At 68.4% G+C, this 24,910-nt stretch carries 20 protein-coding genes and 5 pseudogenes; 12 read left to right on the top strand and 13 right to left on the bottom strand.

Annotation, left to right across the window (positions count from 1 at the left end; genetic code table 11):
* Positions 1-274 precede the first annotated feature (274 nt).
* The 3 genes and pseudogenes from OG978_RS42095 to OG978_RS42085 all read left to right on the top strand — a co-directional run.
* Positions 275-457 (top strand): annotated as a pseudogene (locus OG978_RS42095) (threonine dehydratase); the annotation flags it as partial.
* 495 nt (positions 458-952) lie between these two features.
* A complete protein-coding gene (locus OG978_RS42090) occupies positions 953-1,231 on the top strand; it encodes a hypothetical protein (protein ID WP_326770376.1) in 279 nt (92 codons plus the stop codon).
* A gap of 3 nt (positions 1,232-1,234) precedes the next feature.
* Positions 1,235-2,371, top strand: a complete 1,137-nt coding sequence (locus tag OG978_RS42085; RefSeq protein ID WP_326770375.1) for a sigma-70 family RNA polymerase sigma factor — start codon at positions 1,235-1,237, stop codon at positions 2,369-2,371.
* On the opposite strand, the gene OG978_RS42080 is transcribed toward OG978_RS42085, so the two are convergent.
* Together OG978_RS42080 and OG978_RS42075 are read right to left on the bottom strand one after the other, a co-directional pair.
* Entirely contained in the window at positions 2,341-2,745 is a 405-nt protein-coding gene (locus tag OG978_RS42080; RefSeq protein ID WP_326770374.1) for a hypothetical protein, read from the bottom strand. The genes OG978_RS42085 and OG978_RS42080 overlap by 31 nt on opposite strands.
* Positions 2,746-2,845: 100 nt before the next feature.
* Positions 2,846-3,043: pseudogene (locus tag OG978_RS42075) on the bottom strand (enoyl-[acyl-carrier-protein] reductase FabV); the annotation flags it as partial.
* Between the two features lie 116 nt (positions 3,044-3,159).
* Between OG978_RS42075 and OG978_RS42070 the strand changes: the two are divergent.
* Both OG978_RS42070 and OG978_RS42065 read left to right on the top strand, forming a co-directional pair.
* Entirely contained in the window at positions 3,160-3,465 is a 306-nt protein-coding gene (locus tag OG978_RS42070; RefSeq protein ID WP_326763437.1) for a transposase, read from the top strand.
* Positions 3,462-4,358: an IS3 family transposase gene (locus OG978_RS42065; protein ID WP_326770373.1), complete on the top strand. Its 897-nt coding sequence runs from the start codon at positions 3,462-3,464 to the stop codon at positions 4,356-4,358. The genes OG978_RS42070 and OG978_RS42065 overlap by 4 nt, the downstream gene beginning before the upstream one ends.
* 81 nt (positions 4,359-4,439) lie before the next feature.
* Here the strand turns inward: OG978_RS42065 and OG978_RS42060 are convergent, their stop codons facing one another.
* The gene (locus tag OG978_RS42060) at positions 4,440-6,572 is read right to left on the bottom strand and encodes a hypothetical protein (RefSeq protein WP_326770372.1); all 2,133 of its coding nucleotides are present in this window, start codon (positions 6,570-6,572) and stop codon (positions 4,440-4,442) included.
* Between the two features lie 102 nt (positions 6,573-6,674).
* Positions 6,675-8,168: a hypothetical protein gene (locus OG978_RS42055; RefSeq protein WP_326770371.1), complete on the bottom strand. Its 1,494-nt coding sequence runs from the start codon at positions 8,166-8,168 to the stop codon at positions 6,675-6,677.
* Positions 8,169-8,768: 600 nt separating this feature from the next.
* On the opposite strand from OG978_RS42055, the gene OG978_RS42050 reads away from it, so the two are divergent.
* Together OG978_RS42050 and OG978_RS42040 are read left to right on the top strand one after the other, a co-directional pair.
* Positions 8,769-9,413 (top strand): hypothetical protein, encoded by a 645-nt coding sequence (locus tag OG978_RS42050; protein WP_326770370.1) that lies wholly within the window; start codon positions 8,769-8,771, stop codon positions 9,411-9,413.
* 416 nt (positions 9,414-9,829) lie between these two features.
* Entirely contained in the window at positions 9,830-10,033 is a 204-nt protein-coding gene (locus tag OG978_RS42040; RefSeq protein ID WP_326770369.1) for a LexA family protein, read from the top strand.
* A 766-nt stretch (positions 10,034-10,799) separates the two neighbouring features.
* On the opposite strand, the gene OG978_RS42035 is transcribed toward OG978_RS42040, so the two are convergent.
* A complete protein-coding gene (locus tag OG978_RS42035; RefSeq protein ID WP_326770368.1) occupies positions 10,800-11,570 on the bottom strand; it encodes a methyltransferase domain-containing protein in 771 nt (256 codons plus the stop codon).
* Between the two features lie 28 nt (positions 11,571-11,598).
* Between OG978_RS42035 and OG978_RS42030 the strand changes: the two genes are divergently transcribed.
* Positions 11,599-12,051 carry a helix-turn-helix domain-containing protein gene (locus tag OG978_RS42030; protein ID WP_326771049.1) on the top strand — a complete coding sequence of 151 codons (453 nt, stop codon included), beginning with the start codon at positions 11,599-11,601 and terminating at the stop codon, positions 12,049-12,051.
* A 645-nt stretch (positions 12,052-12,696) separates the two neighbouring features.
* Here OG978_RS42030 and OG978_RS42025 read toward each other — a convergent pair.
* A complete protein-coding gene (locus tag OG978_RS42025; RefSeq protein WP_326770367.1) occupies positions 12,697-13,326 on the bottom strand; it encodes a hypothetical protein in 630 nt (209 codons plus the stop codon).
* A gap of 366 nt (positions 13,327-13,692) precedes the next feature.
* Between OG978_RS42025 and OG978_RS42020 the strand changes: the two genes are divergently transcribed.
* Complete coding sequence (locus OG978_RS42020) at positions 13,693-13,905, top strand: hypothetical protein (protein WP_326770366.1); 213 nt, start codon at positions 13,693-13,695, stop codon at positions 13,903-13,905.
* Positions 13,906-14,701: 796 nt separating this feature from the next.
* Positions 14,702-15,295: a C40 family peptidase gene (locus OG978_RS42015; protein ID WP_326770365.1), complete on the top strand. Its 594-nt coding sequence runs from the start codon at positions 14,702-14,704 to the stop codon at positions 15,293-15,295.
* A 536-nt stretch (positions 15,296-15,831) separates the two neighbouring features.
* On the opposite strand, the gene OG978_RS42010 is transcribed toward OG978_RS42015, so the two are convergent.
* From OG978_RS42010 to OG978_RS42000, 3 genes are all read right to left on the bottom strand, one after another.
* Positions 15,832-16,590, bottom strand: a complete 759-nt coding sequence (locus tag OG978_RS42010) for an IS6 family transposase (protein ID WP_326770364.1) — start codon at positions 16,588-16,590, stop codon at positions 15,832-15,834.
* Between the two features lie 204 nt (positions 16,591-16,794).
* Positions 16,795-17,715: an IS3 family transposase gene (locus OG978_RS42005; protein ID WP_326770363.1), complete on the bottom strand. Its 921-nt coding sequence runs from the start codon at positions 17,713-17,715 to the stop codon at positions 16,795-16,797.
* Positions 17,699-18,019, bottom strand: coding sequence for a transposase (locus OG978_RS42000; RefSeq protein WP_326763674.1), 321 nt, complete (start codon positions 18,017-18,019; stop codon positions 17,699-17,701). The genes OG978_RS42005 and OG978_RS42000 overlap by 17 nt, the downstream gene beginning before the upstream one ends.
* 594 nt (positions 18,020-18,613) lie before the next feature.
* On the opposite strand from OG978_RS42000, the gene OG978_RS41995 reads away from it, so the two are divergent.
* Positions 18,614-19,270 (top strand): hypothetical protein, encoded by a 657-nt coding sequence (locus tag OG978_RS41995; RefSeq protein ID WP_326770362.1) that lies wholly within the window; start codon positions 18,614-18,616, stop codon positions 19,268-19,270.
* A gap of 618 nt (positions 19,271-19,888) precedes the next feature.
* On the opposite strand, the pseudogene OG978_RS48605 reads toward OG978_RS41995, so the two are convergent.
* From OG978_RS48605 to OG978_RS41975, 3 genes and pseudogenes are all read right to left on the bottom strand, one after another.
* A pseudogene (locus OG978_RS48605) lies at positions 19,889-20,855 on the bottom strand (helix-turn-helix domain-containing protein); the annotation flags it as partial.
* Between the two features lie 182 nt (positions 20,856-21,037).
* Positions 21,038-22,270 (bottom strand): annotated as a pseudogene (locus tag OG978_RS41980) (transposase); the annotation flags it as partial.
* Positions 22,271-22,458: 188 nt separating this feature from the next.
* Positions 22,459-23,058, bottom strand: a complete 600-nt coding sequence (locus OG978_RS41975; RefSeq protein ID WP_326770361.1) for a TIGR03086 family metal-binding protein — start codon at positions 23,056-23,058, stop codon at positions 22,459-22,461.
* Between the two features lie 191 nt (positions 23,059-23,249).
* Here OG978_RS41975 and OG978_RS41970 point away from each other — a divergent pair.
* Positions 23,250-23,807 (top strand): annotated as a pseudogene (locus OG978_RS41970) (ATP-binding protein); the annotation flags it as partial.
* A 383-nt stretch (positions 23,808-24,190) separates the two neighbouring features.
* Here the strand turns inward: OG978_RS41970 and OG978_RS41965 are convergent.
* The gene (locus OG978_RS41965) at positions 24,191-24,853 is read right to left on the bottom strand and encodes a TetR/AcrR family transcriptional regulator (RefSeq protein WP_326770360.1); all 663 of its coding nucleotides are present in this window, start codon (positions 24,851-24,853) and stop codon (positions 24,191-24,193) included.
* Between the last annotated feature and the right edge of the window lie 57 nt (positions 24,854-24,910).

The following is a 24,910-nucleotide window of genomic DNA, read 5'->3' as shown; positions in this document are numbered from 1 at the left end:
ACTGGATGCCCCGAAGGATGTTGCGGGGGACTGGCAGCTACCGCCGGGCGGGCGGGAGCCGGTGTTCGACGCTCTCATGGCGCGGATGGGCGAGCTCGACCGGCACAGGCTGACGAAACGACTGCACAAAGTCACGGGTGAGGAGCTCGCGACAGCTCCGCAGCCAGGCAGCCCGTGACCACGATGGCCTGACAGTGCTGCGGCCCCGTTCTTCCGCCCGGCGGTGGGGGAGCGGTACCGCTCTTCTCGTGGCCGGTTGGATTCCGGACACCCCCGCATGCTCCTCGACCACGCCGGCCTCGTCGTCGAACCGTCGGCCGCACTCGGCATCGCGGCGATCCTCGAAGACCGCGACCGCTTCGCCGGCCGACACGTGGTCACCATCGTGTGCGGCAGCAACGTCGACGTGGACGCCTACCACCGCTGGGTCGGCTCGGCTCCCGTCCACAGGTCTTGATAAGCGCTCGAAAGGTCCCTCGGAGAGCGCTGGCCACACCTTCCTCACCCGTACGGAGCATTCAATGCCCGTTCAGGACAGGCTAAATCGGCTGTACGGCCTCCTGGCGGCCTGCCAGCCGTTCAGGCACCTCGTCATACCGACCCCTTGCCAGCAGGCCGCCAGCACCGCCTTTCCGTCTGCCGGATTTGATCAGAAATGTGGATTCTTACCGCTTTCATCGAAGCGTTGCTGCCCTGTCTCACCGAAGGCTGAGTAAATCTCATCGAAGTCTGAGCGAACGCCGGAGGTGGCCCACTGATCGATCTCAGCGCCAACCACGGCTCCTGGTCCCGCGTCGGTTTCCCAGAAAGTTCGTGTGAACCAGTCCGCGGGTCGAAGGCCTTACCGGGGTGAAGGCAGACACGACAGGCTGAGGGAGCAGGCATGGTGGTTCAGATGATCCGAGCGGCGCTTTCGCTCGCAGGCGGCATCCGGACAGGAAGGGAAGGCGGCATGTGGCACACGATCCGGAGCTGGGTCGAGGGCAAGAACGCGGCAACGTTCGAACGGGAGCGGCGTACGACTCTACTCACGGCGCCGCTGGCAATTCAGCAAGGCGGCAGGATCTACGACCAGCGGGCCGACGGAAGCGTCCTGGAAATCACGGTCCCCGTGCAGGAGCGGCTGGACGTCATCGTCGGTGAGTCCGTCCGCTGCGATCGCGCTGTATCGGCGCCCTCAGAACTACTCCCTACCCGTCACAACGCTCTCACCACGGCTGAGGAGGAGTGACCAATGTCCCTGCCCATCTCTCCTCCGCCAGCACGGCCGTTGACGGCTCGGCGCGCTGAGCTGCCAGAAGGCACCGGGCTGTACAGGGTCCACCACAAGCGCATCTCTTCGACAGCGTTCAACCCCCGCCCAGCGCACATCTTCGGGGGCGGACGCTTCGACGGCACGCCGGAGGATCCGTATTCTTACCTCTACGCGGCCCAGACTCCCGAGGCGGCCGTCGCAGACACGCTGCTGAGGGCGACGACGTTCAACCCTGATGGGTTGCGACTAGTTCCACTGGCGGCGGTTGTGGACCGTCAACTCGCTAAGGTACGGACCACTGACCCTCTTCTGCTTATTGACCTGACGACAGCGGAGGCTCTCCATGCCGTCGGGGCTTCCTCCGAACTTGTTCTCTCCGAAGACTTCGTTCGCGCACGGGCCTGGTCCTCGGTACTACGCCAGCACAATCCCTGGGCCCAGGGGCTCCTGTGGCCCTCGCGCTTCCGCCGCGGAGACCATCTGGTGGTGCTCTTCGGGGATCGCTGCGCCCCCCGCATCCTCACCGAGCACACCAACTGGCCCCTGGCGGCGCGTGCCAACGCGCTTCTGGAGGGTTTGAGAGCTGCGGTCACGCTCCCTCGCCCACCGGCCAAGAACTTCGATGACTTCTTCAAGGCCCACTTCCTACAGATCTGCCGCATCCTCAACGCTCGGCAGAACGACTGGGAGCTCGCGCAAGAGGCAACCAGCCGGGCCTTCGAGATCGCCTACCGCAAGTGGCCGGAAGTGAGTGAACACCCCAATCCCGTCGCCTGGGTGGCCTTCACGGGCCGGCGCATCCTGAATCGGTCGTATCAGAAGCTGGCATCCCGCCCCGAGCGCCCCTTGAACGACTCGGATACGGGCATGCCATGCGACGGCCTCGATGTTGCGTCAACGACGGTGGACAAGATCGCGTTGTACACCGCGATTGGGAACCTGACGCGAGACAAGCGCGAGTGCCTTGTCTTGCACTACGTCGACGGGTACCCCGTCAACGAGATCGCCGAGCTGCTGAATATTCCCCCTGGCACAGTGAAGAGCAGGCTCAGCGCGGCCCGCAAGGGTCTTGAGGATTCACTCGGCTACGACTTCCGTGAGGGAGGCATGCGATGAAGCACGACGCCGAACTCCACGTTGACGGGTTCGACAAGACCTTGTCCGACGAAGAGGTACTCAGCCACCTGGCCGAGCTCCGGCACCGCGTCACCTTGCGCATGCCGATCCTCGACGATGACGACTACGAGGCGGCCGTCGAGGATGCGGCTGACGAGATCGCCGGGCTCTTCAGCTGAGAAGGACGGCCTGGACGTGTGGGTGAAAGCTGTGGCGATGCGCGGGACTCCGGTGGTGCAGGCGTACACGGGCGTGATCCGGTCCGCGTCGGCGGGGGAGTGGATCAGGTCGAACATGGCGGTGCCCCAGCGAGTGCCGGGGGCCGGGATGGCGTCGGCGTAGCCGTCTGTCGCGATGTGTGTCTGGGGGTTCATCAGCCGGCCTCCGCCAGGGTCTTGGTGGAGCGTCATCGCGTTCCCTGGCTCGAAATCCTGAGAGGCCGTGATGAGTGTCTGGGGGCGTTCGCGGCGCGGGTCAGATGGTGGGAGCGGGCCAGGGGACATCGGTTTCGACGGGGGCGGTGTAGTCGACGCCGGGGACGGAGAAGCCGTAGAGGCGGCGGACTTCGTCGCTGAACCAGTCGAGGTCGGCGAGTGCGGTGATGGTGTTGCTGGTGGCGGTGGACCAGTGTTCGGCGACGTCGTTCTGCACGGCGGGGTCGAGTTCCCAGGTGACCTTCCCCTCGTAGCGTGGAGTCCGTGATTGCAGGGGAAGTTGAGGGTGAAGCTTCCCCTTGATCGTGGACACCTGGAGACTGGGCCGTGAGAGCCCAGAGGAAGCAGTGCCAGGTGGGAAGCAAGTACACGAAGCGGTACTCGGACGAGTACAAGCGGGACGCGATCGAGCTCGTGCGGTCGTCGGGCCGGACGGTGACCGAGGTCGCCCGGGAGCTCGGGGTCAGCTCGGAGTCCCTGCGGGGCTGGGTGAAGAAGGCCCGTGCCGCTCAGGACACCGGATCCGGTCCCGCCGCCGGGCGAGCCGACGACCGGGACGAGGAACTGAAGAGGCTGCGGAAGCTGACCGGCGAGCAGGCGAAAACAATCGAGATCCTGAAAAAAGCGACGGCCTTCTTCGCGAAGGAGAGCGACCGGTGAGCGAGATATGCCGGTTCATCCACGCGGAGAAGGCGAACTACCCGGTCACGCTGCTGTGCAAGGTGACGAAGACCGCCCGTTCCACGTACTACGCGTGGGTGGCCGGACGGGAAGCCCGCGCAGCGCGGCGGCGGGCCGATGAGGCCCTGGCGCACGAGATCACGGTGATCCACCTCGCGTCCCGGCGGAACTACGGCGTCCCGCGCGTCACCGCCGAACTGCGTCGGCGGGGCCGGCCGGTCAACCGCAAGCGGGTGGAACGGGTCATGCGGGAGCACGGCATCGCCGGGAACAGCCGGCGCACCGGACGCCGCAGCCTGACCAGGGCCGACACCAAAGCCGCCCCGTCGCCGGACCTGATTGGCCGGGACTTCACCGCCACCCGCCCCGGCACGAAGATCGTCGGGGACATCACCTACATCCCCACCGCCGAGGGCTGGCTCTACCTCGCCGCGTGGCTGGACCTGGCCACGCGCGAGGTCATCGGCTACTCGATGGCCAACCACCACCGCACCGAACTCGTCGTCGACGCGCTCGACATGGCCGCCGCGCTGGGCCGCCTGGAACCCGGCTGCGTGATCCACAGCGACCGCGGATCGGAATACACCTCCCGCCAACTGCGCGACAGAATCGGCCTGTTGGAGCACAGGCAAAGCATGGGCCGGACCGGGAGCTGCTTCGACAACGCCGCCGCGGAGAGCTTCTGGGCTGTGCTCAAAGAGGAGATCGGCACCCGCTTCTGGCCCGACCGCGCGACCGCCCGCGCCGGCATCTTCGACTTCATCGAGACCTTCTACAACAGACGCCGCCTGCGCAAGCACGTCCACTGGGGCTACCTCGCACCCCACGAGACACGCCTGCGCTACCAGCAGGATCAGGCCCTCGCGGCGTAACGGCGACGTGTCCAAGATCACGGGGAAACTTCAATCACGAGCACGACGATCTCACGGACGGATCGAGGAAACAGTCCCTAGCTAGGGGGTGTCCTGCCGGGCGAGCCAGGCCAGGGCCTTCGCGCGTTCCGCCTCGGTCGGTGCAGGGCTCACCTGGTCCGGATAGCGGATGAGGTAGTGCTCGCGGGCGAGCCTCAGGCCGACGGCACGGGCCTCCGGGGAGAGGCCGGGGTGCTCGGCGACCTCCTGGGCACGCCGCCACCAGCACACGCTGCGCGGGTCGACGGCGTAGTGCCACAGCGGCTGTCCCGGGTCGGCCACGCCGATCAGCACCCGGTGCAGGACGTACTCGCTGATGCCCGGGGAGCCGAACAGCCGGTCGGCCACGAGCAGCGGGTGCTCGCCATCGAGGCGGGCCCGGACCAGCACCCAGGTCATCAGCTGGCCCACGTCGTGGGCGGGCGAGGTGACGACGTCCCACAGCTCGGCGGCCTTGGCCTCGTCGGGCGCGCCGAGGTGGGTGAGGAGCCGCAGCTCGTCCTTCCAGAGCGGCCGGGCCCCGTTCCACCAGGAGACCAGCTTTCCCGCGGCCGGATGGTCCAGGTCGAGGGCGAGACAGGTCAGGGTGACGAGCGGGTGGCGCCATTCGGTGTACGTGGTCCGGTACTTCTTGGTGAGGTCCTTCAGCCGACGAGGCAGCAGTGCCTCGACGTCGGACGCCGTGGCCAGTCCGTGGGCGTGGAGGAGTTCGAGGCAGAAACCGAGCCCCTGCAGACCGGTCGTGGGGTCGGCCACCCGGTCCCGCAGCCAGCGCACGTCGGCGTCGGTGAGCGTCCGGTACCGGTGCCACACGTCGCCCAGTCTGCCCTCGGACCCGGTGAGGTCCGGTCCGGTGCCGGACAGAAGCCCGGCCCGGGCGGCCTCGTAGCGGTCCACGGCGGCCAGCGCGTCGGCGGTGTCGACGCCGGTGAGCACGGTCTGGCCGGGCCGGAGCGCCTCCTCCCGTACGTGCTGCACCCGGTCGCGGGCCGCGTTCGCGGCGAGGACGCGCAGGGCGCGCGGCAGCCTCGCGTCGGTGGCGAAGCGGACCACCGCGAGGGTGGCGTACAACCGGCCGGCATGGTGCTTCGCCCCCGTCTCCCGTCGCCAGTCGGCCGTGACCGCCCCGATCAGCGCGTCGTACAGCCCGTGCAGTGACGTCTCCGGCAGGTCGTGCGCGGCCAGTTCCGCCGCGAGGGCCGCCGCGGCCCGTACCGCGTCGGGCTCGTGCAGCGACCGGTGCAGCGCCAGCCAGGCGTGGACCGGGGCGCGATGGCCCGCGAGCGCGGCCTCCCGCACGACGGCCAGGCCCCGCTCGGACGGCACCCGCGACAGGACACCGGCCGCCCGGGAGCCGAGGTCGCCGACGATCTCCCACGCCTCCTCGTGGCGGTGCCGCAGCAGCGCGTGGACCAGCTCCTCCCAGGCGCCCCACTCCGTGAGCCGTCCCTCGTACTCCTCCCGCCAGGCGCGCAGCAGCCGCCCCGTCTCGTCGGGGGTGAGCCCGTCCCGCCGCTCCAGCGGGACCACGAACCGGGTCGCGGCGGAGAGGTCCGGGACGTCGTCCAGCCGCTCGTGCAGCCACGCGGCCTCGGCGGGGGACAGCGGCCGGTACCGGAGGACGCCGGCGGAACGGTCCACCGGCTCGTCGAGCGCGGCGAGGAACTGCCGTACGCCGTCGGGGTCCGTGGGCTCGGGCAGGCCCGCCTCGTCCCGGGGGGTGATCCGGTCCAGCCGGAAGGCGCCCTGCGGTCCGCCGTCGACGACCCGGAAACCGGCAGGCCCCGCGCCGAGCCCGGCGGCGACGGCGGCGTGGTCGCCGCCCCAGTGCAGCAGCAGTTCGCCCCTCAGGGCGCCGGAGCGGTCGAAGGCCCGCCCATGGGACTGCCAGTGCCAGTACGCGAAGGAGACGGGGCCGGTGAGCCCCCGCGCCGCGTGGAGTTCGGCGGCGTCCTCGTGGCCGTCGGACTGGGTGTAGCGGCACCGGTTCGGCGGCGGAAGGACGAGGAACCCGTCGCCGTCGAGCCCCTGCCACCATGCCGTGACCACGTCGAGGTCGGAGCGCCGTCGCCGCGCCGCCCGGCGACGAGCGGCGGGGGCGGTGGGGGCGTTTCCGGGGTTGTTCACGTGCTGCTCCCTGGGCTTTCCGGGGTCCGTCGCGGACGGCTCTCCCATCCGCGAACCACCCTCCCACAAGGGTCTGACACGCCCTCATCCTCCGGCGTGCGGCGGACGACGGGCGGCGGACGACGGGCGGGGAACGGGCCTCCGTCCTAGCTAGGGCTGCGACAGGGCCTCCCGGACGGCGTCGATACCGAGGGCCAGGTCCGCGTGGAAGCTCTGGTGGAGGTCGAAGTTCCGGGTCGTGTCGACGTAGTAGCCGTCCGGCAGGGTCGACTCGGCACGCGAGAGGTCGCTGTTCAGTTCGTCGAGCTGGTGGATCATCCGGTGGGTGTCGCTCAGGGACTGCGTGAGGGCCTCGGCGAGCGAGCCGCCGGACTGAGGGGAGGTGTCCGCACCGGGCCGGTGCGACGCGCGCAGCGCCGCCCGCACCGCCGCGCGCCGGAACTGGGCCAGGGCGAGGGACGCTTCGATCCCGTCGTAGGAGACCTCGTTCGTCCAGGGGTCGTCATGGGCGAGGCCCGCCGCCAGGAAGCCGACGCGGCGCGGGACGTCGAGGTCCTTCACCGCGTCGAACATCGGCGCGGCGAGCGCGGCGTCCTGTGCCAGTGCGACCGCGAACGCCTGGGCGTCCTCCCTCCGGAACTCGTCTCTTGTGGCCCGTGTCCCGGACCTCTCGGCCTCCCGCCGGAATCGCTCCACCTGAAGGGCGAGCACCGCTCCGAGCCGTACAGCCGCCAGCTCGACCGCGGGAAACCCGCCGAGCGCAGCCTCGCGGCCCTGCGCGTCGCACCGGGCGAGGCCGGCCGCGTACGCCCGTACCCCGGATGGCGCGGGCTCGGCGAACGAGTGCAGCACTGGTGCGCCGAAGGGCGGCACGGGGAGCGAAGGGCCGAGGTTCCACAGCGGCGGTACGGGGGCGCGGCGAGCGGTGGTCCCGTCTGCACCAATGGAGCCGCTCACCTCGTCCAGCCCGGACCGCAGGTCGAGTACGGGATCCAGCGCGGCGGCCAGCTCGCCCAGCAGCTCCGCGAACCTGACGTCTGCCTCCGCGGACCCCTCGGCCGCCCCAGACCCCTCGGCCTCCCCCGGCGCCTCGGCACCTCTGGCCTGCCGTACCCCCGTCTCCGCTTCGAGCAGCTTGCCGACGTGGCGCAGGGTGCGGTGCACCTTCGGCATCGACAGGCCCAGCTCGTACCCGATCGCTCCCGGCGCACAGCCGGCCAACCGAAAGGCAATGACGTTGAGTTGGCGATCGTTCAACTCTCTCAGCGGGGCGAGCGCCACCACCGTTCGGACCTGCACCAGGGCGTCGGTGCTGCCCTTCCCCAGGAGGGCGGGCACCGTCCCGTGCGCTGGGCGGAGCGCTCCGCAGCCGCCGCCGACGGTCATCCGGCACGTCCAGGACCGCAGCGCCTGCGCGGTGACCACGGGGGTCCTGGTGTCCTTCGCGGCCCCGACCACGTTCGCGACCAGCAGGTCCATCCACCGCCGGGCCACTGTCATCGAGTCCTGGGCGAGTCGCGCCGCCTCCACCAGGTCCGCGCCCCGCAGCAGCGACAGGGCGACGAGCGGCCCCGCATGCGCCCGGTAGTAGTCCCCGAACCCGACCCCGCTGACGGACACCGTATCCGCCGGATCTGTCGCCATTAACCCAACTCACCTTCCTTTGCCGCCACTTGTAATTTCCGTCGGAGTTCAAGGTAGAGGCTCGACGCGGGGTGACGGAAACTGCGCCGCCCCCTGGAGCGAGGGCGGGGCAGTCGCGTGGGCGGTGCGCGGCACAGCGAGACCCAGGTCAGACCACCGGGGATGGGTAGGCCGGGTCCTCGAGGCCCGAGACGTGCTGGACCACACGGATGACCTGGCAGGAGTAGCCGAAATCGTTATTGCCTACCAGGCCGCACTCCACATCGTCGACATCCTCATCTGGACCCGACGCTGACCAAAGAGACAGGACCTAGGCGTTTTCACGCGCTGAGATCTGCGATTCTCCTCGTGACCTCTGGAAACGACGACAGGAAGGACGCGGGGATGAGCGGAAGCGGGGGCGGGGTGCCGTGGAATCCATACGGAGGAGGACAACCGCCGGGAGGACCGGGTTCGCCACCCGTGCCGCCAGGGGGCCCATGGCCGCCGGGTCCGGCGCGCCCGCTGACCTTCGGACGTCTCTTCAATCCGATCGCTGTGGGGCGTGTGGTGTTCACGCCGTCCCGGCCGGACCGTGTGAACGACCCGGTGGTGAAGAGGGTGCAGGTCTTGCGGACGGTCGTCGGCCTGGTCGCTGTCACGTGGATGCTGTTGTCCTACGGGCTGGCATCAGACGCCGACTCCGTACTGAACGACCGCTTCGGCCAGATCCGTACCACCCTCATTGTGCTGGGGGTGACGTTCCCGGTCGCCGTCGCCGCCTTCATCGCGGCGGCCCGCCCACCCAACCGGCGCCTGTTCTTGCGCCGCGCGGGTAAGCCCGCCGGGGCGCTGCTCGCGTTGGTCGTCACGCTCGCTGTGCCAAGACTGATCACGGGGCTGGGGTACGTGACCGAGGAAACGAACTGGACGGCGTCGGCAGGGCGGGTGGCGCTGCTGTTCGCCCTGGGGGCCTTCCTGTTGTGGCTCGCCCCCTTTGGCTTCTACGGCATCACGCAGTCACTCGTGCACGTCTTCCGGACAGCAGACCTCCACGAGACGGTTCCACCGCTGCTCGCGACGCTGCTCGTTTGGGAAGTCGCTCTCTTCGACGTATTCCGGGGTGCATACGACGGTGTGCCGTTCGGAGTGCGGGTGGCCTTCATCCTGGGAGCCCCGCTGACCGTCACCGCCGTGGCGATGTGGGAGCTGCGGCGGCTGCGTACGCGGCACGGCATCACCCTGCGTGCAGCACTGCTTCGCTGAACCGTCGCAACGTAGGTTGCCCTTTGGATCTGCTGCTCCCGACCGCCGCCCAACCCGTACGTGTGCAGTATCGGCGCGATCGTGCGGTCCGCTGCCGCAACGCCCTGACCTGCGTACTTAACCTTCGATGAGACGAACTGCAATCCGTCAGTCTTCGGTGAGATTCGCTCAAGGTTCGGTGCGACAGGACACCGGGCCCAGCGCGACTGGCTCGCCACCTACCGGCAGCTCGCCGAACCCCGCCCCCGCCACACCACCGCCCTGCGCCGCCGCCTCCTGGACCTTTCCGCCTACCTGCGGTGGCATCCGTTCTGGTCCACCCCACCCGGCACACCCGCCGCCCGGGTCGAGCTGCGCCGGCTCGCCCACCGCCAGGAGCAGCGCGGGACGAGAGCGGCAAGACCCGGCCCGATGCCTTGTCCTCCCGGCAGGAGGCGATCCTGCGTGCGATCCGGGACTGGATCGCCGAGACCGACGAGAGCCCGTCCGTCCGGCAGATCGGCGAGAAGGTCGGCCTGTCCAGCACCAGCCCCGTCGCCTACCGGCTCGGCCGCCTCGAAGCCCGCGGACTGATCAGCCGCACCGGCCACCGCTGGCGCTCCTGCCGCCTCAGTGCCTGACCCCGGCCATGCCGGGAGGGTCAGCAATTGGGTCAGCGGCCAAGGGGGTCGGCCCGGCCAAGGGGGCCGTGCCGTCCAGTGCCTGCATCTCCGGGGTGACGTACCGCGGCGACGGCCAGGAGGACGCACCGGTCGCGCCGGGTGGCCGCTGCATCGGACAGCGATGACGGGTCCGGCGGCGCACAGGCACTCTGTAGGTAAGTAGTCGGCGTGCCGCCCGGCCGTGGCGGACCCTGCGGCCTGCGGATTTCCCTCCATCGCACCGGATCCTGGCGCGACCAGAGGCGCGACCAGAGGCGCGACCAGAGGCGCGACCAGAGGCGCGACCAGGAGCAGCCCTCCGGGAGCGGGCCACCGGGTTGCTCAACAGGTTGCCAACACCCCCCGACCGGTGTTCGCTGCGCCGCAGGTCACCGCCTGTGGGTCAGCGTCGTCCCAGGGCCGACACCTCTAATTCGATAGAGAGGTCCCCCTCATCCACCCTCCCCGGGGCAAGGGAGTGCGCGGATCGGTGAGGTCCAGGTCCTCAACTAGGCGGCCCGACCACGGGCCCGACCACGGGCCCGACCACGGGCCCGACCACGGGCCCGACCACGGGCCCGACCACGGGCCCGACCACGGGCCGACGTAGGCCGACCACAGGCCCGACCACCGCAGGCCAGGGCCGACTCGACGCGCGAGGAGCGGGAACTTGAGCGCCTCCACGCGGCCCGCGGCCCAACCACGGCAACGCCCGGTTGCCGCGCCTGACCGGGTGATCGCTGACTTACCGTGGTGCGGTCGCTGCGGCCATGAACATCGGCAGCGCCAGGAAGAGCCGGTCGGCCTCGGCCCGTGCACGCTGTTCAGCGATCCAGCTGTCCGTCTGCTCGTGCGTGATGGCGCCGGTGGAGCGGGCTCCTTCGGCCAGTCCGGCGAGCAAGGGCAACATCGCCGGTCCGGTGAACACGCCGGTGTGCACCTCGACCGTCACATCGTCGAAGCCGGCATTCAGCAACAGGCTGCGGTACTGGCGGGCGGCACGCGGGCCAGCGGTCAGGTCTGCGCGGGCGTGGACGATGGTGCGGGTGAGGGCCGGATCGGCGGAGTCGATGATGATGGTGTCCCAGTCCTGGCCGAGCAGCACGATCCGCCCTCCGGTCCTGAGAACTCTGCGGGCCTCTGTCAACGCCCGCTCGGGTTCGGCCAGTTCGTGGAACACCTTGTCGGCGCGGTAGCCGTCCACCGAGGCGTCCGCCAGCGGTAGTTCGTACGCCCCCGCGATCCGGAAGTCCGCCTCGGGCCAGCGGCCGCGGGCGACGGCGATCATGCGCTCGCTCGGGTCTACGCCGACGGCCTTCACACCCCGTTCGGCCAGCTCCGCAACGGCCCGTCCGGCGCCGCAGCCCACGTCCACGGCGGACATTCCGGGTCCGGCGCCGAGCAAGGCGTAGGACTGGGCCCGCAGTTCGTTGGCGCCCGGCATCCGGTCGGCCGAATCGAGCAGCGCGATGAGCTCGTCCGGCAACTGGCTCTTTTGATCCGTTTCCTTGGTCATGAGCACCAGGCTGCGACTTAATGTCGGCATGAAGTCAAGCAAGCACAGGACGCCGGTTGGCGGTGAGCGCGAGCCGATAGGCATCGGCGCCCTCGCGGAACGCTTCGGTCTGGCTACGCACGTCCTGCGTCACTGGGAAGCGATGGGACTGCTCACGCCCACCCGCGACGCCGCTGGCCGCCGCCGCTATGGGAGCGCCGACCTCACACGCGTCGCCGTCATCCTGCGCGCCAAGGAGGCAGGACTCTCCCTCGACATCATCCGCTCTCTGGTCGCTACCGCAGACCCCGCCAAGCGCAAGGACATCCTGCGCGAAGAGGCCGAGGCACTTCGCTCCCGTATTGCGGCAGCGCAGGCGTCTCTCGAATTGATCGAATGTGTCCTTGGCTGCGACCACGAGGACTTCTCCCAGTGCGCCCATTTCCAGCTGATGGTGGCAGATCGCACCGGCACGGACGCTGCGGTCCGCCTTCCCGTCTGACCCCATACGCTCGACGTGTCGCAGCGATGCGAGTCGGCCGCCTGCCGCCGCGTCCCTATCGGCGGGCCAGCCGGTGGCCACGCTGCTCCTGGACCACGATCCGGACACCGCGCTGACACCCCGCTGCACGGGAGCCCGGCGGCCGGGGCGGCCGGGGCGGTCGGTGATGCGCTGCCCGTACGATGACCGGCGTGACCGTCCGCCGTGCCCTTGGCGCAGGCCCCCAGACTCCCGCGCCCAGCATCCGCGCCGCCCAGGCCGACCTGCTCGATGCTCTCCCCGGAGAGCGTCTGTCCGACCTCGATGAACTGCGAGCCCGAGGCGTACTCGGGTCTCGCCCGGCTGCGCCGCCGTCCCCGCGGCGGACCCTTGGGGCCGGTGGCCGAGCCGACGAGGAACTGCTGCCCGCGCCGAGCGCCGTGTGCAGCTCGACGTCCTCGGCGGTGCCGGCCTAGGACACCCCCGGCAGGAGGCCCGAGTTGCTGCGTGCCCTGGACCGTGTCTCCCGCCTTGCCCCGCTGTAGGGCCTACTGGAATGCCCCGAACCCGGACCCGCCCGCAGGGACGGGCGGTGACCGGGTAGGGGGCATTGGCCCCGGTGCCTCGCCCTGTTGCAGCGGGGCGAACGCCTTGTTGTGCTGTGGGTCAGCAGGACATGGGGTTGGTGAACTGCAGGGTCTCGGGTCCCTTGCTGGTGCAGGCGGACTGCTGTCCGCTGCGGAGGTCCCCGATCTCGGTCTGGTCGCGGAAGCCTATGATCCTGGTTTCAGGTGCGCCCTGAACGAAGTGGGGGTAGCGGAGGAACTCCCACGCAGGGAACTTGTCGGCGGTGAGAGACGCGGTGAAGGTGTCCTCGCTCGGCGAAAGGGTCAACCGTGCGTTGATCCGGCCGAAACCGGGCCCGACGCACGTTTCGCCGACGCAGGTGCGTTCCCAGGAGTTCATGGCGGAGACGCCTATGGACAGACCCCTGGAGCTGGTGCGCGAGATGCTGATCAGATTGCGTGCATCCTTTGATGTGTCGCCCACGGACGCGGCATCGGAGACGAACGCGAGGGGGAGGGCGTCACGGCACGGGGGGATTTCCGCGGAGCCGCCGGGGCCGGTGACGCCGACGGGGCATGATTTGTGGGCGTATGCGGCGACTTCGCCGGTGCCGGTGTTCCACGCGACGGTGATCTTCGCGGAGGCGGCCGGGTTCGCGGTCCAGCTGCGGTGGTCACCGATGGCGTCGGTGAAGAGGGTCTTGTTCCGGATGTAGGCGCGGGCCAGCACGATCCCGCGGTCCTTGCCGGGGGCGACGCGGGTGGTGGCGACCTGGTCGCCGGAGCGGGGGCGGCGGTGAAGAACCGCTGGGCGGCCGCGGAGTAGTCGCGGTTGGGCATCGAGACCAACACTCGCTTGCCGAATGGGGGCAGAACGCCCTGCTGGCCGTCGCGCACTGCGGCGACCGCGTAGTTGACGCAGGTGGCCTTGATGTTCTTGTGGGTCCACTCGGTCGTCTTCCCGAGATGGTCTTTGACGAGCTGGGAGCTGCTGGCGCTGTTGGGCACGGTGTCGCAGGAGTAATCGGCGTAGACGCGGTAGTCGTCGGCGCCGGCAACCTTCTTCCAGTCCAGCTTCACCGAACGGTCGCCCAGGGTGAACTTCAGCCCCTTCATGGCAGGCAGCTTGCCAGGTTCGGCCGCCGCCGCGTTGGCGATGGTGTCGGTGGCGGTGTCCGTGGATTCAGCCGTGGTGGAGACGCCGCCGGCGGCGATCCCGCCGGCCAGCAGCCCCACGGCGACGGCGGCGACCGCCAGCGCGCGGCTCTTTCTCTTGTGTGTGCTGTGCATGCTGATGCTCCTGGGTTGAAGGAATGGATGGGAGCGGGGGATCTTCGACCAGGCTCGAGCGGCCAGGTGATCCCCCCTTTTTGCCTGCGGCTGTCCAGCCGACGGCGGCAAGGCGATCCCGGCATCCGCGAGACGACACACCTTCGATGGCGACGTCGCCGGGCGGTGCGGGGAGGTGGATGAAGCGTTGCGGGCTGGTGCGGGGCGGGGCAACGGTCTGCGGCGGCTCGGACAGTCCGGGCTCGTCCGTGCTGGTCAAGGGTGGTGTCCGTGGATTGCGGCCGCGGGATCCGAGGGGTGATGTCCGGAGCTCTGACGGGCTCGGACGGGCCCGGACTGTCCCGGCCGCCCCACGATCTGGCGGGACACCGTTGAGCCGGAACAGCCTTCTTCCGGGCCGCTGATCCGTCGGCCCCTCGAAGGAGGTCGTGGTGGAACAGCAGACATTGCCCAGGCCCTCCCGGCACGTGCCGGAGGACTCGTCCGCAGCGCGTCACCGGAAGCCGCGGGCTCCGAGGACCGGCGGGAGCATCAGCGCGCAGTGGAGACGGACAGCGGGAGTGCTGCTCGTGCTGTTCGCGCTCTCATGGCTGGCGGGAGTACTTCTTGCCGCGCATGGTCCAACGGGTTCCTCGTCCCCGGCCGCCCGGCCGGCGGTCACTCTGGCGCCGCAAGGTCCGACCGTGCCCGAGCCTGTCCACGTCGAACCGACGCGGCCCGCGCCGGAGCCTGCCCACGCTGAGCCGACACGGCCCGCGCCCAAGCCCGCCCATCCTGCCGAAGCAGCCGCTTCCGGCACGGGAGCGGCGAAGCGCATGGAGGCCAGGAAGGTCGTCCTGCGGCCCGGTGACACGCTCTACGCGCTGGCCGGCCGGCACGGCACCACCGTCAAGGCCCTGCAGCGGCTCAATGCTCTGGGCACGTCGACACTGATCTACGCAGGAGACACCTTCCGTGTCCCCGCAGGAACGGGACCCGTGGGCGAGACGAGGAAGGACCGGCCGACGGATGGGGCGCCGTCGGCATCGGCGAAGTCGGCGGCGAAGTCTCCTGCACGGTCCGCTCCGCAGCGCGTTGTCGCCTTCGCCCAGGCGCAGTTGGACAAGCCCTACATATGGGGCGGGACCGGCCCGCGCGGTTACGACTGCTCAGGTCTGGTGACGCAGGCATGGAAGGCGGCCGGAGTGAGCCTCCCGCGCACCACGTGGGGTCAGGTCCGGGCAGGCACGGCCACGACCCGCGCCCAGCTCGTCCCCGGCGACCTGGTGATTGCCAACGGCGGCGGGCACGTCCAGCTCTACATCGGGCACGGCAAGGTCATCCACGCCCCACGCCCTGGCAGTACGGTCACCGTCGCCCCACTCGCCGCCGCATCCGATGTCGTCAGCTACCGCCACATCACACCGTGACGGGACACGGTGTCGGCGTACGGGCCAACGTGCACCGCCGCGTACGGTCGAACGTGCATAGCGTCTTGTATGGAGCAGCGACTTGTAAGCGACGTCGATGCTCCCGCGTCCTCTCGGTTGACGGACTGGCAGACACGGGAAACCGGGGCGTCGCTCGTCATAATCGGTAGCTGACAGCAGCCCACCCTCGACGAGGCAGGCATCCGCGTGTGACGAGGAACATGGCTCCATCAAGTACAGACGCCAACGCTGCCAACGCCAGGCCGGCCCACAGGCAGGCGCCTGCGGACGAGGCTGCATTATGGTGAGCCGATCTTCGGACCCGTACGCATGGAGGCGCAGCAGTGACGACCGACGTGACGCCCGAACTGGCCGAGGCGATCCAGCGTGGCTACGACCAGCGCGACCGGGCGAACATGGCGCCGACGATCGCCTACTTCCAGGCACTGCTTGCCGAACGGTGCTGTCACGTTGTTGGGTTGCAGGTGCTTGATGGTGCGTCGTGGTCTGGTGGGGCCCGCGGTCCGGGCCTGTGGTCAGGCCGTGGTGGGCCGGCTGGCAGCTTGGGTGATCTGGTCCCAGATCGCGAAGCGGACGGTCATCTCGGCTCGGTGGTCGGAGGCTGTCATCAGGTGGCGGTGAGGGCGGAAGTGGGGTGAGATGCCGCTGAACGCGGACAGGAACCGCTGGGCCCCGCCGACGGAGCGGAATCCCTTCATGGCGCGTTCGCGCTGCCGCGTGGGCTGATGACTGTTCTCCGCCCGGTTGTTCAGGCCCTTGTGGGAACGGTGTTCCACCGAGGGCATGACCTCGCGGTGCGCCGCGCCGTAGGAACGGAGCTTGTCGGTGACGACCACCCGCGGCACCGTACGGGTCTTCTTCATCAGGCGGCGGAAGAAGCGTCCTGCCGCGGCCTTGTCCCGGCGGCTCTGCAGGAGGATGTCGAGCACGTTGCCGTCCTGGTCGACGGCCCGCCACAGGTACTTCTGCTCTCCGTTGATCTTCACGAAGACCTCGTCCAGGTGCCACTTGTCCCCGGGCCGTGGCCGACGGCGGCGCAGTCCGTCCGCGTAGGCCTGGCCGAACTTGGCGGACCAGCGGCGGATGGTCTCGTAGGAGACGATGACGCCGCGCTCGAGCATCAGCTCCTCGACCTCGCGGAAGGACAGCGGGAAGCGGAAGTACAGCCATACCGCGTGCGCGATCACCTCCACCGGGTACCGGTGGCCCTTGTACGACGGCGACGCGGACGACACGAACGAATCCCTCCCCGGCACGACCAACCAGAAGATCATCCCACCCGGCCAGTCAACGTGACAGTGCCTCCCGACAAGATCGCTGTTTGCCCGGCATCGGACAGCATCGTGGCCAATCGTCGGCCCGGCAAGCCGCTTCAGCTCCCACCGTTGAGGTCAGAGTCAATCTCAGCGCAGCAGCCATCGCGGCCTATCGCGGACGAGCCCTCAACTGAGGTTCCCCCGCAGCGCGGGAGTGGCTGACTAGCTGGTCAGAGCGGGTTGACGTGGTTTCAGGTTCACTTGTTCGGTCGTTGCCTGGTTGGCGTAGTGCTTCTCCTCGTACTCGATCGGGCTGAGGTAGCCCAGTCGTTTCTGGATGCGGCGGGGGTTGTAGAAGCCGTCGATGTACTCGAAGAGCGCGAGGTTCGCTTCGGCTCTGGTGGCGAAGACGCGGCCGCGGATGCACTCGGTCTTGATGACCATCCACAGGTTCTCCGCCAGGGCATTGTCGAACGAGTCGCCGACCGAGCCCATGGACGCCTGGATACCGGCCCTGACCAGGCGTGTTGTGAGCTTCACGGACGTGTATTGACAGCCGTGGTCGGCGTGGTGAATGAGCTCACCGGGGGCGACCTCGCGGCTGGCCAGGGCATACTCCAGCGAGGTGAGGACCAGGTCGGCGTCCGCGCGGGCGGAGGTCTCCCAGGCGACCACCCGGCGGGAGAACGCGTCGCGGATCGCGGACAGCCACAACGGCCCCTCCCCGGTGGAGATCATGGTCAAGTCGGTAACCCACAGCCGGTTCGGCCCATTCGCGGTGAAGTCGCGTTGCACCAGGTCAGGGGCCAGATCGGCGTCCGGGTCACGGCGAGTGAAACCCGTGCCCCGGCGGGGGCTGATCCCGGCCAGGCCGGCCTCCCGCATGAGCCGCTCGACGCGCTTCCTGCCGACGTGGACGCCCTCACGCTTGAGGACGGCGTGCACGCGAGGTGAGCCATAGATCCCGCCGGACTCGTCGTGGACCTGCTGGATCCTGCCCGTCAGCTCGGCGTCCCGGCGGCGCCGTTCGCACGGTTCCTTCTCGGCCTGGCGCCACCGGTAGTAGGTGGAGGAAGGGATGTTCAGTTCCCGGAGTACGGGCTCGACCCCCAGATGCGGGTGCTCGTCAACGAGCGCCGTCACCTGGGCCGGGTCGGGTCGAGCTGGGCCGCGAAAAAGCCGAGGCCGTCCGCAGGACCTCATTCGCACGCTTGAGCTGGGCATTCTCCTTGCGCAGGGCGGCAAGCTCCTCACGCTCGGCGGTGGTGAGCAGGTCGTCGCGTTCGCCGGCGTCGGCCTCGGCCTGGCGGATCCAGTTGCGCAGGGCCTCGTGGTGCACGCCGAGTTCCTCGGCCATGCGGCGGATCACGGGCTTCGGCTCGGCGGTCCGGTACATCCGGACCGCACGCTCACGCAACTCCAGCGGGTACTTTCTCGGCGCAGGCATCGTCTGGGCTCCTCTCATGAGACCCATCTGACCTTCTGTCACCCATCCCCGCATCTCGGGGGAACCTCACAACCAGCGTGCGCACAGTCCCAGGCGGGCTTCCCGGCCTCGGCAAGCGACGCTGACGATCAACTTAGTTGACACTGCAAGCCACGCAAACGCCCAGGCCGGCACACCTTTCGGATCTGAAAGGTCCAGATAACAGCCTGCTCATCAGTCAGAAACTCAACCGGCACGAGGCGGACCGTAGCCAGCCCCGGCACCGGCACGGTGATCTTTCCGCGAACCCCAGCGGAGCCCCCAGCCGGTGTGCTAGCCGACCATGATCAATCTCAGCGCCAATGGCTGCACCGATGTTCCCCGAGGCCGGAAGGCCCATGAGTTCGCGCGAACTGACGGGCTTTGGGGCGAACTCATTGGTCTTCAGTCTTGTCCGGCGGCTCTGGCCCTTGGGTTCACAGGAACCGACGGCCGGTCTTGCTCTGCGGCTGTGTCCGGGATCTCCCGGCAGCGGGATGCCTCGGTGCAGCGGATGCGGTCGACGATCAGCTCGCTGCTCGGGGAGAATCGGCCGCCATGTGGAAGAACAGAGCCATGATGCTCACCCTGCTGATGTCAAATGTCGTGCTGCTGACGCTCCTGGTCGCTACGTACATGCCGTCCGAGGGTGATGTTGCGATAGGCAAGGCCGCCCCCCGAGATGCGACTGTCAACCTTCCTGAACTCAAGGGTGGGGCAATCGTGGCCGCGAATCAGTGGCCGGACGCGTGCTCGTTCGTGGACCAGGAGGAGATCAAGGCGATCTTCCCTGGTGCCAAGGACATCGAACAGGAGAGCCGTCCGATCAGCGCTTTGTCGATCAAGGACTTCGCTGCCGACTCCTCGTGGAAGGAGAGTGACAGGTCCAAGTCCGGCCAGTGCCTCTACAGCATGCGCCTTCCGGGCGAGACCTACGCCGCTACCCAGTTCTGGTTCCGCATCGAGGCCGTGGCCGACCCCAAGCTGATTGTTGGCTACGAACATCGCCTAGCGTCAGGATCCAGTACCAACCAGGGTGCAAAGGGCGCGGATCACTGCGTCATCACCGGTAATTACGAGGGAAGTTGGAACTGCCGCAAAGGTCCACTGCTGTTCACCGTGGGCGGGCAGAGCAGCGTGACCTTCAAGGGCGAGTCGGCCCCAGCACCTTTCGTCTGGCGGGACGATGTGCTCCCTGAGTTCGTCCGGACCATCGCCGCGAAGATCAAATAGCTTCCCCAGGAGCGGCAGAAACTACGTCATCTACGCGGGCCCGGTGTCGCCGAGCACAAGACCAGTCACCTCTGTGCGGCGATCAGCGGTCGGTCCCCGGACGAGGTCAACGGCTGCCGGTCACACCCCGTCATCGCCGCCGGGCCAGGTCACGGGCGGCCTGCCGGCGCCTGACGCTTGCGAGGGCCTCCTGCGACTGCCAGTGCCGCCGGCCCGAGCCTCCTCGCCTTCGCTCAGACCGCAGGCCGGTCGGGCGAGATGAGAAGGCTTCAAGAATCCAGAAGTTCCGTCACCGGATGGAAGAGCACCCGACGGAGGAAGAAGCCCCTGGCCATGGGCTCAAAGAATCAGCGGGGCTCAGGGGAACTCGCGGGATGTCGCACAAACGTGATCACGGTTCAGCGGGCCTGCCCCTGTGTCACATCCATGCTTGTGAGACAGGCGAAAGCAGCGACCCTGCCCCTCGGGACCCGTCTGATGCTCCTGCCCCTCGCCAGGTGCCTCGGTCCGGTCGCTGGAGCAGAACGCCGGCCCCTGCGTCGACGCAGTCACCCGGTACGTCACTTGAGAGCCAAAGTCTTTGCAATGCGTCGCGGAGGGCTCGGAATCCACGAAGCTCTGGGCTTGGTGGCGGTACTCCTTGGGAGGGATGCCGTAGACGGTGCGGAAAGCGCGGGTGAAGTCGGATGCGCGTGGGAAGCCGCAGCGGGCGGCGATGGCGTGGATGGGTGTGGTGCGCTGAGCCGGGTCGGCGAGGTCGTGGCAGGCTCGTTTGCAGGCGCTGGTTGCGGATCAATGCCGCGACCGTTTCGTCTTCCTGCTGGAAGAGGCGGTGAAGGTAGCTGGTGGAGATGTGGTGCGCGGCGGCGATGGCGGGCGGGGTCAGGTGCGGGTCGTGCAGGTGCTGCTGGACGAAGGCACGGATGCGTATGACGAGCGCCTGCTGACGGGTTTCCGGTGTGAGCGAGTTTTCCGAGTTCAGGGCATGGGCGATCAGCGCGGACAACAGGTCGACCACGACAGTCCCGAGCCGGGGTCCATCGGGCGGTTGGTACGAATTCGTGCCTCTCGCCAGCTGGGTGAGCAGTTGTGCCAGCAGGGAGCCGAACCCGTCCTGCGCTGACAGCCGCAGCCGGGCCGCCTGGTCGAGCTGGTTGCGGGGCAGGGGCAGCAGTGCTTTGGGGACCTCCAGCCCAACTCCCGTGTGCAGGCTGGCGTCGTCACCCCCGTGGATGTCGACGGGCCGCGAGGTGTCGACGATGCACAGGCTGTCCGGACCGTAGATGGCCTCTTCCTCGCCCCGGACGGCGCGCAGTGCCCCGCTCAGAGGCAGAGAGATGTGCAGCCCCTCGGGATCGGACTGCCGGATCAGTTTCGGCGTCCGTCGAGAGCACAGTGGCTGGAAGGTTGTCGGCCACACGGATACGGCACCGAGGTCCAGTAGGCGCTGGGAAGACCGGAAATCCGCCCAGTGGTCACTGCGCAGCTCCAGTGGAGCATGGGTCTGGCCGACCAGTTCGCGCCAGGAGTCGAACCGGTCGGCCGGGGGCAAGTCCTCGCTGCGGAATACCTTTTCGATCAGCATCTCGTGTCCTCCCCGTCTTGCGAGTCCCTGAACGGTTTGCCTCTTGCCCCTTGATGAGGGCAAGGCAGGAGTGCACCATCCACAGATACACATCTGGTGAATGCCCTGGCGGAGGCGGTTCCACCTATCCGGGGTGTCGGCCGTCCCTTGTCCGTCTGTTCAGTTCCGGCCTGGGCGGCGGGCCGCAGGGGCCGGTAGCCGGCAGGGTCGAGCTTGGCGAGTTCGGTGTCGACCTCGACGTTGATCGTGCCGAAGAAGTTCACGTTCTCGCTGTGGGCCGGGGAGATGTGCGCGAGGAGTTCGTCGTCGACCGCGCGGCCTTCGGCTCGCATCTGGGCGATGGCCAGGCCGTAGTACTCCGTCGTCCAGGTCACGACCGAGTTGGTCAGCAGCGTCAGGCACCATGCCTGCTCGGTCTGTGCGGCCAGGTGGCGGTGGCGGATCGCGCCCTCGTGCGCGTACAGGAGACTGCGGCGCAGGGAGTGCAGCGATTCGCCCTTGTTGAGTTGCCGGGCGATCTTCCTGCGGTAGGTCTCGTCCGCCAGGTAGCGGGCGGCGTAGACCGTGCGGCGAAGCGCCCCGTACTCCTTCAGCGCCGCGGCGAGGGTGTTCTGCCGGGAGGATGCGGACAGCTTGCCGACGATCAGTGAGGCGGTGGCGTGCCCGAACTTGATCGACCCGGCCAGGCGGAGCAGATCGTCCCAGTGCTCCTCGATCAACCTCATGTTGATCTTCTGGGTGAGCAGAGGTCCGGCCACTGGCCAGAGGCTGCTCACGTCCCGCTGTGGGTCCATTCGGTACAGGGTGATCTTTCCCAGGTCCCGGATGCGCGGCGAGAGCTGCATCCCGACGAGGTCGAACAGTGCGAAGTTGACCAGAGTGACGCCGTGCGTATCGGTCGTGTGCTCCGTGATCGGGAGGTCGGTCTTGTTGCCCATGATCTCGTCCAGCACGTAGTGCGCCTCCCGGCGGGTCACCACGATGACCTTCGTGCCGAACGTGGTGTGCTGGTCCGAGACATGCGCATACGTGGACAGGCCCTGGCCGGCGAAGTACTTCTTCATCGCCCGCGCGGTCGTCGACTTGCCTTTGACCGGGAACCGCTGCCCGTCCGAGGAGGACAGCGTGCCGCCGCCGAATGCTTGGGTCAGCGGGAGGCGGTGGTGGTAGTTGACGACTGCGGCGTTCGCCGCCGCCAGGGTCTCCTCGCGGATGTACCACTCTTGGGTCCAGGCCAGGATGTCGTACGAGATCCCGCACGCCTCCGCCATCCTCACCAAACCCAGATTCGTGGCGTTCCCGATCAACACGGCCAGCAGGTTCCGTTTCAGCTCCGGGGAGCGGGCCTGCTTGCCGCCGGCGTGCGTGAAGCAGTCCAGGAAACCGGTCCGCCTATCCAGCTCCACCAGCAACGAGGTGGCTTTATCGAGCAGTAGTGACGTCACTTATCGATGGATTTGGAAGGCGCCCCGAACCACAGTCAGGTGATGTTGATGAGTTTGGGAGGCATGGCGGCTCTTGCCAGGACAGCATCGGGATGCTCTTGGTGAAAGGCGCTGGTCATGCCGCAGATGTCGAAGGTCGAGCTCGCCTTGCCCTTCGCTCAGCGGCCGAACAGACGCAGCAACCGGGCTTGGCGGGCCTCCCCGGCCACGGGTGGAGCCCCTGGCGCGGCGAAGAAGCGGTGGGTGGTGTCGGCGGAGACGGGTGACTCCGCCAAGCCGGCGTAAATTTCGGCGAGGTGCTCTTCGATCCAGGTGACGAGCTCCGGATCGAGCTTCTCGGGAGCGTTGACGGCTCGGGCCAGGTCCCAGGTGTGAATGGTCGCGTCCGTGGTGCGGACTGCGAGGGCCTGTTCTCCGGTCACCGGGCCGAGAGGGTAGTCGAGAGTCTGCTGGAGGACGCCCGGCCTCCGGAACGCCTCGGCGCACTCCCGCACCGACCGGATGTAGGCACCCACCGGATCGCTGCCCAGAGCGTCCTCGTCCCGGAGCCGGAGGAAGTCGGCGGCCGAGTCACCATCCAGCAGAGAGACGTAGTTGAGGTTTCCCCGGGTCATGTGGTTGACGAGGTGGCGTACGTCCCACTCTGCGCAGGGGGTGGGTGCCGTCCACTGCTCGTCCCGTACCGCGCGCAGCCTGTGGGTGAACTCGGAACCGGAGAGTAGATAGCGGTCGATGATGCCAGCGAAGCGGTATGACATGGCCGCAGCGTAGGAATGCAGAAGGCGACGTGCTGGCGGAAATCAGCCGCCGAGCCCCGGAGGCACGCCCGCCGGCTACTTGCCCGAAAGGTGGGTCTCCGGGACTGAGCCAGTTGTGCCGTCACTTCTCGTCGACATGCACGGCCCCACTGATCAGCAAGTGACTCCGAAACCAGTCGACAAACGCTGTTCCTAGAGATCAACGAAGCCACTTCGACTTCTCGAAGAATGCCAACGTCCCGCAAGAGGTGATCAACACCCTCACCCAGCTGGCCTGGGTCCAAGCCGGCAACCCGCTCTGCCTGATCGGTGACTCCGGCACCGGCAAGTCGCACCTGCTGATCGGACTGGGTACCGCGATCGCCGAGGCTGGCGGCCGCGTCCGCTACACCACCGCGGCGAACCTGGTGAACGAGCTGGCCGAGGCCGCCAGCGACAAGCAACTCGGCCGCACCATCAAGAAATACGGCCGTGTCGACCTGCACTGCCTGGACGAGCTCGGCTACGTCAAGCTCGACCGGCACGGCGCCGAGTTGCTGTTCCAGATCTTCACCGAGCGCGAGGAACGGCACGCGATCGCGATTGCGTCGAACCGGCCGTTCACCGAGTGGGACCAGACCTTCACCGACAAGCGGCTCTGCCAGGCCATCGTCGACCGCCTCACCTTCGAGGCCCACATCATCGAGACCGGCACCCAGTCGTTCCGCCTCGCCAGCACCACCGCCAAGCGCAAGGCGGCAGCAGCCTGACTCCGGCGGCCCGGGGCAATGGCTCACACGTCCCAGTCCCCGGGCCTCGGCCATTGCAGGAACCCGAAGGCACCTTGCCCACCTGCAGCACGAATTACACTGACGTCAGATCACCGTCGGGCTGGGGACCAGCGGTACAGCCGTTGGCGCTAGGCATTTGATCAAGGTCTTCTAGTGCAGGTGATCGGCCTGCTGCGGGGTGCTGGGCCGCTACAGCTTCACCGCCTTCACCCCGGCCGGCGGCCTACGGCCGCTGCCGCAACCCGGACGCCGCGGCGCTCGACGATGACGACGGTGCAGCGGAGTGAGCGTCCCGGTCAGTCTCCGCAGCCGCAGCCGGTCGCAGACTTTGCTTCGGCGGCAGCCGCCGAAGGGTCGGCGGCCTACTCGTGGTCAGTGCAGAGGTGGGCAATCAGGGCCGCGCAGGCCCACTCCTCCCAGGCGTCGGGGGACCAGCCCCGGTTGCGGACAAAGATCAGGTACAGCTCCGGGCTGAGAAGCCCGTACAGCAGGTCGGCGGCGCGGGCGGTGTCGACGTCGGGGCGGGCGTCAGGCTTGGAGGTCAGGGCCTTCGCTGCGGCGTGCTGAACGGTATAGCGCGGGTCGGGGCCGGCGGGCCACTGCGCGGCGATCTCCGGGTCCGTGGCTGCGGCAGCCGCGATCAACGGCATGATCGGGGCGACACGGCCGAGGATGTCGCGTACACCCCGTACGTGGGCGCGCAGTTGCCCGGCCGCGGTGGGCTCGGCGCACGCGGCGCGGAACCAGTCGCGGTCCATCGTGGCGACCGGTTCGGCGTCGCCCGCGATGGACGTGTCGACGACGTCCTTGAACAGCGCGCGCTTGTTGCGGAACACGAAGTACACGGTTTGGACGGCCACACCCGCGCGATCCGCAATCTCCTGAAGGCTTGTCGCGCCGTACCCCTGTGCGACGAACAGCTCCCGCGCCGCCGCAACGATCTTCTCGCGGGTACGCCGCGAGCGCTCGGCCCGCTTGTCGGGGCGCTTGACGTTCTGTCCGTCGGATCCCTTGACTGCATCCATGCCGGGAGTCTATCTCTAGAGCCAGACATTAGAGATGAACTCTAATTTCTTGGAGGG

Source organism: Streptomyces sp. NBC_01591 (assembly GCF_035918155.1).
Classification (GTDB): Bacteria; Actinomycetota; Actinomycetes; order Streptomycetales; family Streptomycetaceae; genus Streptomyces.
This window is presented reverse-complemented; position numbering and strand designations above follow the sequence as displayed.